The organism is Nocardioides sp. (assembly GCF_047606145.1).
GTDB lineage: Bacteria > Actinomycetota > Actinomycetes > Propionibacteriales > Nocardioidaceae > Nocardioides.
This window is the reverse complement of record NZ_JASGET010000148.1, coordinates 1-11,572: the sequence shown is the minus strand read 5'-3', so window position 1 is coordinate 11,572 and position 11,572 is coordinate 1. Positions and strand designations below refer to the sequence as shown.

12 protein-coding genes and 1 pseudogene are annotated in these 11,572 nt (G+C 70.0%); 1 reads left to right on the top strand and 12 read right to left on the bottom strand.

What is annotated here, in order from left to right; translation table 11 throughout:
- From QM638_RS19895 to glgC, 3 genes and pseudogenes are all read right to left on the bottom strand, one after another.
- Positions 1-831: pseudogene (locus QM638_RS19895) on the bottom strand (hypothetical protein); the annotation flags it as partial.
- A complete protein-coding gene (locus tag QM638_RS19890) occupies positions 828-1,793 on the bottom strand; it encodes an ATP-binding cassette domain-containing protein (protein WP_415144865.1) in 966 nt (321 codons plus the stop codon). The pseudogene QM638_RS19895 and the gene QM638_RS19890, both read right to left, overlap by 4 nt.
- Positions 1,793-3,019: a glucose-1-phosphate adenylyltransferase gene (gene glgC / locus QM638_RS19885; RefSeq protein WP_415144863.1), complete on the bottom strand. Its 1,227-nt coding sequence runs from the start codon at positions 3,017-3,019 to the stop codon at positions 1,793-1,795. Before glgC ends, QM638_RS19890 begins: the two co-directional genes overlap by 1 nt.
- Positions 3,020-3,044: 25 nt before the next feature.
- Between glgC and glgA the strand changes: the two genes are divergently transcribed.
- Positions 3,045-4,229, top strand: coding sequence for a glycogen synthase (gene glgA, locus QM638_RS19880; RefSeq protein WP_415144861.1), 1,185 nt, complete (start codon positions 3,045-3,047; stop codon positions 4,227-4,229).
- Positions 4,230-4,272: 43 nt separating this feature from the next.
- On the opposite strand, the gene QM638_RS19875 is transcribed toward glgA, so the two are convergent.
- The 9 genes from QM638_RS19875 to QM638_RS19835 all read right to left on the bottom strand — a co-directional run.
- Complete coding sequence (locus QM638_RS19875; RefSeq protein ID WP_415144859.1) at positions 4,273-4,920, bottom strand: acVLRF1 family peptidyl-tRNA hydrolase; 648 nt, start codon at positions 4,918-4,920, stop codon at positions 4,273-4,275.
- 34 nt (positions 4,921-4,954) lie between these two features.
- Positions 4,955-5,464, bottom strand: coding sequence for an ASCH domain-containing protein (locus tag QM638_RS19870; RefSeq protein ID WP_415144857.1), 510 nt, complete (start codon positions 5,462-5,464; stop codon positions 4,955-4,957).
- Positions 5,465-5,478: 14 nt separating this feature from the next.
- Entirely contained in the window at positions 5,479-5,835 is a 357-nt protein-coding gene (locus QM638_RS19865) for a metal-sulfur cluster assembly factor (protein WP_415144855.1), read from the bottom strand.
- Positions 5,832-6,311, bottom strand: a complete 480-nt coding sequence (gene sufU / locus QM638_RS19860; RefSeq protein WP_415144853.1) for a Fe-S cluster assembly sulfur transfer protein SufU — start codon at positions 6,309-6,311, stop codon at positions 5,832-5,834. The genes QM638_RS19865 and sufU overlap by 4 nt, the downstream gene beginning before the upstream one ends.
- 5 nt (positions 6,312-6,316) lie before the next feature.
- A complete protein-coding gene (locus QM638_RS19855) occupies positions 6,317-7,582 on the bottom strand; it encodes an aminotransferase class V-fold PLP-dependent enzyme (RefSeq protein WP_415144851.1) in 1,266 nt (421 codons plus the stop codon).
- A 52-nt stretch (positions 7,583-7,634) separates the two neighbouring features.
- Complete coding sequence (sufC, locus tag QM638_RS19850; RefSeq protein ID WP_415144849.1) at positions 7,635-8,393, bottom strand: Fe-S cluster assembly ATPase SufC; 759 nt, start codon at positions 8,391-8,393, stop codon at positions 7,635-7,637.
- Positions 8,390-9,568, bottom strand: coding sequence for a Fe-S cluster assembly protein SufD (gene sufD / locus QM638_RS19845; protein ID WP_415144848.1), 1,179 nt, complete (start codon positions 9,566-9,568; stop codon positions 8,390-8,392). Before sufD ends, sufC begins: the two co-directional genes overlap by 4 nt.
- On the bottom strand, positions 9,565-11,010 hold the full coding sequence (gene sufB, locus QM638_RS19840) for a Fe-S cluster assembly protein SufB (RefSeq protein ID WP_415144846.1): 1,446 nt from the start codon (positions 11,008-11,010) through the stop codon (positions 9,565-9,567). The genes sufD and sufB overlap by 4 nt, the downstream gene beginning before the upstream one ends.
- Positions 11,007-11,572, bottom strand: a 566-nt coding sequence (locus tag QM638_RS19835; RefSeq protein ID WP_415144844.1) for a helix-turn-helix transcriptional regulator, incomplete at its 5' end; no start/stop codon positions are given. The genes sufB and QM638_RS19835, both read right to left, overlap by 4 nt.

The window sequence follows — 11,572 nt, the reverse complement described above, 5'->3', positions numbered from 1 at the left end:
GCCCAGCCAGCGTCCGGCCGCGGCCGGTCCCCGCCGATCGGCGAGGATGCCGCGCCCGATGTCGCGCCGGCCGAGGACGACGTACGCCGCCACCGCGGAGCCGGCCGCGGCCACGATCAGCAGCGATGCCGGCCACCAGCGCAGCCCGGAGAACGGATGCATGGCCTGATACCAGCCGATCGGCGAGAGCCAACTCGCGACTCCGTTGCCGACGTCCCCCACCGCGCGCAGGAGATAGGCCAGCGCGATGACCACCCCGGCGATGCCGTACATCGCGCGAGTGCTCTGGGTCAGTTGAGCCGCGAGCAGCGCCGTCCCGGAGAAGCACCAACCCGACAGGGTCAGGCCGAGCCCGGTGGCCAGCGAGTCCGCCGCCGGCAGTGGCACCAGCAGCAGGCTGGCGGCGACCAGTAGACCGGCCAGCAGGTTCACCGCCAGCGCGACGCCCAGTGCCGCCGTCGGCGGTGCCGTCCGGTCCACCGCGGTGGACCGGATCAGTTCGTCACGGCCGCTCTCCTCCTCGGCGCGGGTGTGGCGGCCCACCAGGAACATGCTCATCAACCCGGCCAGGATCGCGCCGAACGCGCTTGCCTGCCAGAACACCTGACCGCCGACGGTGTTCAGCGCCCGCGCCGGACCGGCCATGGCGATGAAGGCGGCGTTCCCCTCCATCGACGCCGCGGCCCGGTCGAAGTCGGCCTGGGTGGCGTAGAGGCCCTCGACGCTCGCCGCCTGGCTCCAGTAGAGCAGCACCAGCACCACGCACCACAGGCCGATCATCAGCCGGTCGCGACGCAGATCGCCGCGTGCCAGCAGCCAGCAGCCGCTCACGGCCACCGCCCATCGGGTTGCTCACCCTGTTGCCCGCCCTGTTGCCCGCCCTGTTCGTCCACCCGGTCGCCGTAGTGACGCAGGAACAGCTCCTCCAGCGTCGGCGGCGAGCTGGCGAGGGTGCGCACCCCCGCGGTGACCAGGACGCCGAGCGCGGCGTCCAGCTCGGCGGCGTCGACGCCGAACCGGATCCTCGCGCCCTCCACGTCGAGATCGTGCACCCCCGGGAGGGCGTCCAGCCGCCGTCCGGCGTCGTCGGCCGACCGGGCCAACTCGGCGCTGACGCTGGTCCGGGTCAGGTGCCGCAGGTCGGCGAGGGTCCCGGTCTCGACGGTCCGTCCCGACCGGATGATGCTCACCCGGTCGCACAGCCGCTCCACCTCCGCCAGGATGTGGCTGGAGAGCAACACCGAGCGGCCCTCGGCACGGAACTGCTCGACACACCGGGTGAACGCCGCCTCCATCAGCGGGTCCAGGCCCGAGGTGGGCTCGTCGAGCAGCAGTAGCTCGACGTCCGCCGCGAGCGCCGCCACCAGCGCCACCTTCTGCCGGTTGCCCTTGGAGTAGGTGCGTGCCTTCCGCGTCGGATCCAGCTCGAACCGTTCGATCAGCTCGGCCCGGCGTGCCGGGTCCAGCCCACCCCTGAGTCGGCCCAACAGGTCGATCGCCTCGCCCCCGGTCAGGTTGGGCCACAGGCTCACGTCGCCGGGCACGTAGGCCAGCCGTCGGTGCAACCGTGCCGCGTCGCGCCACGGATCGGCGCCGAGCAGGTGCACCTCACCGGCGTCCTTGCGCAGCAGGCCGAGCAGGACACGGATGGTGGTCGACTTGCCGGCGCCGTTGGGGCCGAGGAAGCCATGCACCTCTCCCGCGGCCACCCGCAGGTCGAGACCGTCGAGGGCCCGCACCGTCCCGAACCGCTTGACGAGACCCTCGATCGAGATCACCGCATCGCCGGTCATCAGCTGTAGGGCTGGTCCTTGCCCGCCACGGTGAGCCCGTCGACGACCATGAACCCGCGTGCCCGGTCGGCGTCGGGGTCGACCCCGACCGACCCGCCCGCCGGAATGACCACGTTCTTGTCGAGGATGGCGTTGCGCACCACCGCACCCGCCCCGATCCGCACGTCGTGCATGATCACCGAGTCGGTGACCTCGGCACCGGAGTCGACGTACACCCCCGGGGAGAGGACCGAGCGGGAGACCGAGCTGCCGGTGACGACCACGCCCGGGGAGAGCAGCGCCTGGTCGACGCTGGAGCCGACCACCTTCGCCGGCGGATACGGCCCGTGCGAGGTGAAGATCGGCCACTGGTAGTTGTAGAGGTTGAAGATCGGCAGCGGGGAGACCACGTCCATGTGGGCGGCGAAGTAGGAGCCCAGCGTGCCGACGTCGCGCCAGTAGCCACGATCCCGGTCGATGGCCCCCGGCACCTCGTTGTCCCGGTAGTCGTAGACCGCCGCCCGCCCGCTACGCACGAAGCTCGGCACGATGTCGCCACCCATGTCGTGGCTGGTCTCGGTCTCGGCGGCGTCCCGGGTGACCGCCTCCACCAGCGCGTCGGCGTCGAAGACGTAGTTTCCCATCGAGGCCAGCACCTCACCCGGGCTGTCCGGCAGTCCGACCGGGTCGCTGGGCTTCTCCAGGAACTCCCGGATCCGCCGCGGCTGGTCGGCGGACACGTCGATCACCCCGAACTGGTGCGCGTCCTCGATGGGTTGCCGGATGGCCGCCACCGTGCACGCGGCGCCGGAGTCGAGGTGCTGGGCGACCATCTGCTCGAAGTCCATCCGATAGACGTGATCCGCGCCGACCACCACCACGATGTCGGGCTGCTCGTCACGGATCAGGTTGAGCGACTGGTAGATCGCGTCGGCACTGCCGAGATACCAGTTCTTGCCGACCCGCTGCTGAGCCGGGACCGAGGCCACGTAGTTGCCCAGCATGGTCGACATCCGCCAGGTCTGGGAGATGTGCCGGTCCAGGGAGTGGCTCTTGTACTGGGTCAGTACGACGACCTGACGGTAGCCGGAGTTGACCACGTTCGAGAGCGCGAAGTCGATCAGCCGGTAGGTGCCCGCGAACGGCACCCCGGGTTTGGCCCGGTCCGCTGTCAGCGGCATCAGGCGCTTGCCTTCGCCACCCGCGAGAACCACCGCCAGCACTTTCGTGCGCCGTTGCACAGCCATGGCCCGAGGTTAGTAAGTTGAGCGCGTGCAGGTCGACATTCTCAGCAAGGAATATCCGCCCGAGATCTACGGCGGTGCCGGCGTGCACGTCACCGAGCTGGTGCGGGCGCTGCGGCGCACCGGGACCGAGGTGCGGGTGCGCGCCTTCGGCGGGCCGCGCGCGGAGCCCGCCACCTTCTCCTATCCGGACCTGCCGGAGCTGGCCGACGCCAACGCCGCGCTGCGCACGTTCGGCGTCGACCTGAGCATCGCCCAGGCCTGCGCCGGGGCCGACCTGGTGCACTCCCACACCTGGTATGCGAACCTCGCCGGCCACCTGGCCGGGCTGCTGCACGACGTACCGCACGTGGTGACCGCGCACTCGCTCGAGCCGCTGCGACCCTGGAAGGCCGAGCAGCTCGGTGGCGGCTATGCGTTGTCCTCCTGGGCCGAACGGACCGCCTATGAGGCCGCCTCGGCGGTGATCGCGGTCTCGGCGGCGATGCGCGACGACGTGCTGCGCGCCTATCCCGCCCTCGACCCGGCGAAGGTCTCGGTGGTGCACAACGGCATCGACACCGACGCCTGGCGCCCGGTGGCGGATCCGGATCGGGTGCGCGAGCTCGGCGTCGACCCGGATCGGCCCGCGGTCGTCTTCGTCGGCCGGATCACCCGACAGAAGGGGCTGCCCTACTTCCTACGGGCCTGCGCCTCGCTGCCGCCGGAGGTCCAGGTGGTGCTCTGCGCCGGCGCACCCGACACCGCCGAGATCGAGGCCGAGGTGATCGGCCTGGTCGACGGGCTCCGGCAGACCCGGAGCGGGGTGGTCTGGATCGCCGACATGCTGCCGCGAACCGACGTGATCGCCTTGCTCACCGCCGCCACCGTGTTCGCCTGCCCGTCGGTCTACGAGCCGCTGGGGATCGTCAACCTGGAGGCGATGGCCTGCCAGGCAGCGGTGGTGGCCACGGCGACCGGCGGCATCCCCGAGGTGGTCGAGCACGGGCGGACCGGGCTGCTGGTGCCGATCGAGCAGCTGACCGACGGCACCGGGACCCCGGTCGATCCGGACGCCTACGTCGCCGACTTCGGTGCCGCGCTCCGCGAGCTGCTGGCCGATCCCGACCGTGCACTCGCCATGGGCGTGGCCGGCCGGGAGCGGGCGATCGAGGCGTTCAGCTGGTCGGCGATCGCGGAGCGGACGGTGGCGATCTACGACTCGGTGTGCTGAGCAGCCGCGGTGGTCTCGATACGCCTTCGCCTAGCGGCTCCGGCTACTCGACCGACGACAACCCCGTCGGTCTCGCCGACCCCGAGGCGTTGTGCACCTCGACGCAGACCGCGGCCGCCGCGTCGACGGCGGCGTCCAGGGCGGCTCGCCTCTGGTCCCGGACGGTCAGGAACCGGTCCACCGGGCGCAGCGGCGCCAACCGCGGGTCGGCGAGCACGTCGCGTATGGCGCCGCGGTCTCCGCCCGTGACCAGCGGACCGTCGAGCCCGCCGAGGATCCGGGCGGCGTGGTCGGCGGCGGCCTGGTAGGCCTCTCGGGCCTGGTGGTCCCGGCGGCGGGCGAAGCGCTGCTGGCTCCAGCCGCCGGCCTTGCTGCGACCCTGGACGTGTCGCTGGCCCACCTTGTGCTCGACCATCGTGCCGCCTCGCAGCCGAGCGACCGCGAAGCCGCCCTTGCGCACCAGCAGCACGCCCCAGTCGGTGGGCGGCGTGGCCGCGGCGGCGAACGCGGCCGCGGCGGGCTGCGCGTCGTACCCGCGATCGAAGGGCAGCCGGGCGCTGAACCACGACCCGTCCTCGGCGTCGCCGCGCAAGCCGCCGTCACGGACCGTCAGCCTCGAGGCCCCGTGGCGATGCTCGAAGTTCTCCATCCAGCGAATGATCCGCTCCGGCGCGACGCTGACCTGGGCCATGGCCCGAGGTTACCGGTGCGCAACCGCCCGGCTCTCAGCTCTGGTAGAGCACCTCGAAGCGCTCCAGGACCACCGGCATCGACTCGACGAACCCATGCTCATGCTCGGCGTGGGCGGTGAAGAACCGCCGGTGAACCTCACGCCAGTGGGCCAACGACAGGTCTCCCTCGCCCTCGAGGCGGGCGTGCTCCTCGGAGACCTCGTCGAACGGGACGACCTCGACCGACGTCGTCGCCAGCAGTGCGCGCGGGTGTCCGGCACCGTCCAGCACGATGCCGAGGGTCCCGACAGCGGGCAGTTCGTCACCACCGGCCTCGTAGTCCCAGGCGGCGCTCGCGGTCGCCGTCTTGGTGCCGTCCAGGACGAGCGCCAGCAGCTCGTCCGCCTGCCTCGACGTGGCTCCGAACGACCACGCCGGTGGCCGCAGCGACTCGAGCGCACCGGGCCCGAAGTAGCCGGGCATGGTGCTCAACTTCGCCCGGCGGCATGCCTGCGCCCAGAACGCGTCGATCTCGGAGTCGCGGGCCGGGTCGGCCTCCGTCACCGGCTCGGCCCGGTTCAGACGTTGAAGCCGAGCGCGCGCAGCATCTCCCGGCCGTCGTCGGTGATCTTCTCCGGGCCCCACGGCGGCATCCACACCCAGTTGATGTGGACGTCGTTGACCATGCCCTCCAGAGCGGTGTTGGTCTGGTCCTGGATCACGTCGGTGAGCGGACACGCGGCCGAGGTCAGCGTCATGTCGATCACGACGTTCGAGTCGTCCTCGATGTGCAGTCCGTAGACCAGTCCGAGGTCGACGACGTTGATCCCGAGCTCGGGGTCGACGACGTCCTTCATCGCCTCGGTGACGTCATCGATGGTCAGCGTCGCCCCGTCGGCCACGCTGGTGGCGATCTCGTGAGCGGACTCGGTCATCGGGACTCCTCGGTCTCGGCTTGGGCCAGCGACTGGGCGGTCGCATCCTTCCACGCCATCCAGGACAGCAGCGCACACTTCACCCGCGCCGGGAACTTCGCCACCCCGGCGAACGCGATCCCGTCCTCGAGCACGTCCTCGTCCGGCTCGACGGCGCCCTTGCCCTGCATCAGGGTGAGGAACTCGCCGTGGATCGCCATCGCCTCGTCGACCGGCTTGCCGATCACCAGATCGGTCAACACCGACGCCGAGGCCTGCGAGATCGAGCAGCCGACCGCGTCGTAGGAGACGTCCGCCACCGTCGCGCCCCGTGGGCCGTCGGTCAGGTGGACCCGCAGGGTGACCTCATCACCGCAGGTCGGGTTGACGTGGTGCACCTCGGCCTCGAACTCGTCGCGCAGGCCGGCATGATGCGGGTTCTTGTAGTGGTCCAGGATGATCTCCTGGTACAGGCTGTCGAGGTTCTGGGCGGTCATCGCACTCACCCCAACCTGAAGTAGGAGCGGGTGTATTCCAGCGCCTCGACCAGCGCGTCGATCTCGGCCGGCGTGGTGTAGAGGTACGACGACATCCGGGTGGTGCTCTGCACGCCGAAGTGGGCGTGCGCCGGCTTGGCGCAGTGATGCCCGGCCCGTACGGCGACCCCGCGGCTGTCCAGCACCTGGGCGACGTCGTGCGGGTGCACCCCGGCCAGCTCGAAGGAGACCGCCCCGCCACGCCTGGCCGGGTCCAGCGGCCCGATCACGCGGAGCCCGGGAACGCTCGCCAGACCCTGGAGCGCGTAGCCGGTGATCGCCTGCTCGTGCGCGTGCACGGCGTCCATGCCGAGATGGCTCAGGTAGTCCAGCGCGGCCCCCAGTCCGACCGCCTCGACGATCGGCGGCGTGCCGGCCTCGAACTTGTGCGGGATGCCCGCATAGGTCGAGCGCGCCATCGTGACCGTCTCGATCATCTCGCCGCCGCCGAGGAACGGCGGAAGCTGCTCGAGCAGTGCACGGCGCCCCCAGAGCACGCCGATCCCGGTCGGGCCGACCGTCTTGTGGCCGGTGAAGGCGAGGAAGTCGGGCCGCTCGTCCTCGGCCATCGCGGCCAGGTCGATCGGCAGCTGCGGTGCCGCCTGGGACGCGTCGACCACCACCAGCGCACCCACGGCGTGCGCCCTCTTCGCGATCTGCGCGATCGGGTTGACGGTGCCCAACATGTTGGAGACCCAGGTCAGCGAGACCACGGCGGTGTGCTCGTTGATCAGGTCGTCGATGCCGGTGGTGTCGAGCTCGCCCTCGTCGGTCAGCGAGAACCAGCGCAGCCTCGCGCCGGTCCGCTGGGCCAGCAACTGCCAGGGGACGATGTTGGAGTGGTGCTCCATCTCGGTGATGACGATCTCGTCGCCCGCGCCCAGGGCCAGGTCGCTGCCCCAGGCCAGCGTGTTCGCGACCAGGTTCAACGCCTCGGAGGCGTTCTTGGTGAAGATGACCTCGTCGCGGTCCGGCGCGCCGAGGAAGGACGCCACCCGGTCGCGGGCACCCTCGAAGGCCTCGGTCGCCTCGGCGCCCAGGTGGTGCATCGCGCGGGCGATGTTGGCGTTGTGCCGCTCCAGGTGGTCGACCATCGTGTCGATGACGACCTGTGGCTTCTGCGAGGTGTTGGCCGAGTCCAGGTAGACCAGCGAGGTGCCGTCCTCGAAGGTGCGCTCGAGGATCGGGAAGTCCTTGCGGACCACCTCGAGATCGGGCAGCAGCCCCGGCAAGCCTCCTCCGCTGGTCGAGCCTCCCCCGCTGGTCGAGCCTGTCGAGACCATCTCAGACCGCCGTACCGACGTACTTGACGTAGCCGTCCGCCTCCAGCTCGTCGGCCAGGGCGGGCCCGCCCGACTCGGCGATCCGACCGTCCACGAAGACGTGCACCCGGTCCGGCTTCACGTAGCGCAGGATCCGGGTGTAGTGCGTGATCAGCAGCACCGACTTGCCCGCGCGGTCCCGGAAGCGGTTGATCCCGTCGGAGACGACCTTGAGGGCGTCGATGTCCAGGCCCGAGTCGATCTCGTCGAGCACCGCGACCTTCGGGTCGAGCAGGTCGAGCTGGGCGATCTCGGAGCGCTTCTTCTCGCCGCCGGAGAAGCCCTCGTTGACCGAGCGCTGAGCGAAGACGGGGTCCAGGTTCATCCGCTCCAGGGCACCGTTGACGTCCCGGACCCAGGTGCGCAGCTTCGGCGCCTCGCCGTCCAGGGCGGTCTTGGCGGTGCGCAGGAAGTTCGACGTGGACACGCCGGGCACCTCGACCGGGTACTGCATCGCGAGGAAGAGCCCGGCGCGGGCGCGCTCGTCGACCGACATCGCCAGCACGTCCTCACCGTCGAGGCTCACCGAGCCGCCGGTGATGGTGTACTTCGGGTGGCCGGCGATGGAATAGGCGGTGGTCGACTTCCCCGACCCGTTGGGGCCCATGATCGCGTGGGTCTCGCCGTCGTCGATCCTCAGCGTGACGCCCTTGAGGATCTCCTTGGGACCGTCCTCGGTCTCCACCGAGACGTGCAGGTCCTTGATCTCGAGGGTGCTCATGCGGTGATTTCTCCATTCAGTACGTTCTTGGCGAGCTCGGCTTCGACGGTGGCGGTCAGATCCTCTTCCAGCTCCGGTACGCCGATCTGCCGGATGAGATCGGTGAAGAAGCCGTGCACCACCAGGCGACGGGCCTCGGCCTCCGAGACCCCCCGACTGCGCAGGTAGAACAGCTGCTCGTCGTCGAAGCGGCCGGTGGCGGACGCGTGCCCCGCGCCCTCGATCTCACCGGTCTCGATCTCCAGGTTGGGCACCGAGTCGGCCTGGGCACCGTCGGTCAGGACGAGGTTGCGGTTCTCCTCGTAGGTCTCGATGCCCTCGGCGACCTTGCGGATCAGCACGTTGCCGATCCACACGGTGTGCGCCTTCTCCCCCTGCAGCGCGCCCTTGTAGACCACGTGCGACTTGGTCCTCGGCGCGGTGTGGTCGACGAAGAGCCGGTGCTCGATGTGCTGGCCCTCGTCGGCGAAGTAGAGGCCGAGCAGCTCGACCGAGCCGCCGGGGCCGGCGTACTCCGCGTTCGTGTGCATCCGCACCAGGTCGCCGCCGAAGGAGACCGAGGTGTGCTTGACCGAGGCGTCCCGGCCGACCCGGATGGCGTCCCGGCCGAGGTGGACCGCGTCGTCGTCCCAGTCCTGCAGGCTCAAGATGTTGACCTGCGCGCCGTCGCCGACCAGGAACGACTGGGTCGTGCAGTAGCGCGCCGAGCCGGTGTGCACCAGCACGATGGTGACCTTCGCGTGCGCGCCGATGCGGAACAGCAGCTGCCCCCAGACCAGGCGCTCCACCGAGTCACCGGAGAGCCGGATCACGAGCGGCCCGCCGGCCTCGAGGTCGGCTGGGACGTCGACCAGCGCGGCGCCACCGGAGTTGCTCGCGGCCAGGGCCGCCGGGCGCTCGTTCGGGGGCAGCTCACCGAGCTCGCGCGCCTGTGCGGCGGTGATGGTAGAGATCTCGACGCCCACGGGCAGCGTGGTCTTCCACTCCAGGCAGTCCTCGGAGGGCTCGCCGTCCAGGATCCCGCGCAGCCGCTTGAGCGGGGTGAACCGCCAGACCTCCTCGCGCCCGGTCGGGACCGGGTGGTCGGCCAGGTCGTAGGAGGGCTCCGGGTTCAGGTGGGACTCCACCCGGTCGATCTCGAGCGCCTCGGCCAGGTTCTCAGCAACTGCCGTCACCCGACGGCTCCTTCCATCTGCAGTTCGATCAGGCGGTTCAGCTCCAGGGCGTACTCCATCGGCAGCTCCTTGGCGATCGGCTCGACGAAGCCGCGCACGATCATCGCCATCGCCTCGTCCTCGGCCAGGCCGCGCTGCATCAGGTAGAAGAGCTGGTCGTCGGAGACCTTCGAGACGCTGGCCTCGTGGCCCATCGACACGTCGTCCTCGCGGATGTCGACGTACGGATAGGTGTCCGAGCGCGAGATCTGGTCGACCAGCAGCGCGTCGCAGAGCACGTTGGACTTCGACCCGTGCGCGCCCTCGTTGACCTGCACCAGCCCGCGGTACGACGTCCGGCCGCCGCCACGCGCCACCGACTTGCTCAGGATGGAGGAGGAGGTGTGCGGCGCCGCGTGCACCATCTTGGCGCCGGCGTCCTGGTGCTGGCCCTCGCCGGCGAAGGCGATCGAGAGCGTCTCCCCCTTGGCGTGCTCGCCCATCAGGTAGACCGCCGGGTACTTCATGGTCACCTTGGAGCCGATGTTGCCGTCGACCCATTCCATGGTCGCGCCGGCCTCACAGACCGCGCGCTTGGTCACCAGGTTGTAGACGTTGTTGGACCAGTTCTGGATGGTGGTGTAGCGGCAGCGGCCGCCCTTCTTCACGATGATCTCCACGACCGCGGAGTGCAGCGAGTCCGAGGAGTAGATGGGCGCCGTACAGCCCTCGACGTAGTGCACGTAGGCGTCCTCGTCGACGATGATCAGGGTCCGCTCGAACTGGCCCATGTTCTCGGTGTTGATCCGGAAGTAGGCCTGTAGCGGGATGTCCACGTGCACCCCCTTGGGCACGTAGATGAACGAGCCGCCGGACCACACGCTGGTGTTCAGCGCGGCGAACTTGTTGTCGCCGACCGGGATGACGGTGCCGAAGTACTCCTTGAAGAGCTCCTCGTGCTCCTTCAGCGCGGTGTCGGTGTCGACGAAGACGACGCCCTGGGACTCCAGGTCCTCCCGGATCTGGTGATAGACCACCTCGGACTCGTACTGCGCCGCGACGCCGGCGACCAGGCGCTGCTTCTCCGCCTCGGGGATGCCGAGCTTGTCGTAGGTGTTCTTGATGTCGGCCGGGAGGTCGTCCCAGCTCGCCGCCTGCTTCTCGGTCGAGCGGACGAAGTACTTGATGTTGTCGAAGTCGATCCCGGACAGGTCCGAGCCCCAGGTCGGCATCGGCTTGCGACCGAAGAGCTTGAGGCCCTTCAGGCGCAGGTCGAGCATCCAGGAGGGCTCGTTCTTCTTCGCCGAGATGTCACGCACCACGTGCTCGTTCAGACCGCGGGTGGCGGTGGCTCCGGCCGTGTCGTTGTCCGCCCAGCCGAACTCGTACTTGCCGATGCCCTTGAGCTCCGGGTTGAGCTGCTCGACCTTGGTCGAGCCGTCGTGCTCAGTGATGGAGGTCATGAGGTGACCCGCTCCTTCTTGTCGTCGGTTCTGCCGGTCCTGCCGGTGGTGCTGGTCCTGGTCGTCCTGCTGGTCTCCGGTGGGGCCGGCAGATGGGTGGTGCATACGCCGTCCCCGTGCGCGATCGTGGCCAGCCGCTGCACCGGCGTGCCGAGCAATCTGCTGATCGCCTCGGTCTCCGCCTCGCACAGCTCGGGGAACTCCTGTGCCACGTGTGAGATCGGACAGTGCTGCTGGCACAGCTGCTCGCCCGCCTGCTGGTCGCCCAGCAGCGGCAGCTCCCGGACCGAGGCCACGTAGCCCGCATCGGTGAAGACCCGGGCCAACACCTCCGCGGGGGTCAACGACGGATCGCTGGCGGCGATCCTCGAGAAGCCCTCAACCAGGAAAGCCGTGCGGCGCTCCGCGAATTCCCGGACCCCTGCCTCACCGGCCGCCTCGGCGAGGAATCGCAGTGCCGAACGGGCCAGGTCGTCGTACTGCTGGTCGAAGCCCTCGCGGCCCTTCTCGGTCAGCGCGAACGTCTTCGCCGGGCGGCCGCGTCCGCGGCCCGCGGCGCCGG

Bases quoted from the DNA above. Each gene is read 5' to 3' on its own strand.
- sufC (WP_415144849.1), bottom strand. From the start codon at position 8,393: ATGAGCACCCTCGAGATCAAGGACCTGCACGTCTCGGTGGAGACCGAG.
- sufB (WP_415144846.1), bottom strand. From the start codon at position 11,010: ATGACCTCCATCACTGAGCACGACGGCTCGACCAAGGTCGAGCAGCTC.
- sufU (WP_415144853.1), bottom strand. From the start codon at position 6,311: ATGACCGCCCAGAACCTCGACAGCCTGTACCAGGAGATCATCCTGGAC.
- glgC (WP_415144863.1), bottom strand. From the start codon at position 3,019: ATGGCTGTGCAACGGCGCACGAAAGTGCTGGCGGTGGTTCTCGCGGGT.
- QM638_RS19875 (WP_415144859.1), bottom strand. From the start codon at position 4,920: ATGGCCCAGGTCAGCGTCGCGCCGGAGCGGATCATTCGCTGGATGGAG.
- QM638_RS19865 (WP_415144855.1), bottom strand. From the start codon at position 5,835: ATGACCGAGTCCGCTCACGAGATCGCCACCAGCGTGGCCGACGGGGCG.
- QM638_RS19890 (WP_415144865.1), bottom strand. From the start codon at position 1,793: ATGACCGGCGATGCGGTGATCTCGATCGAGGGTCTCGTCAAGCGGTTC.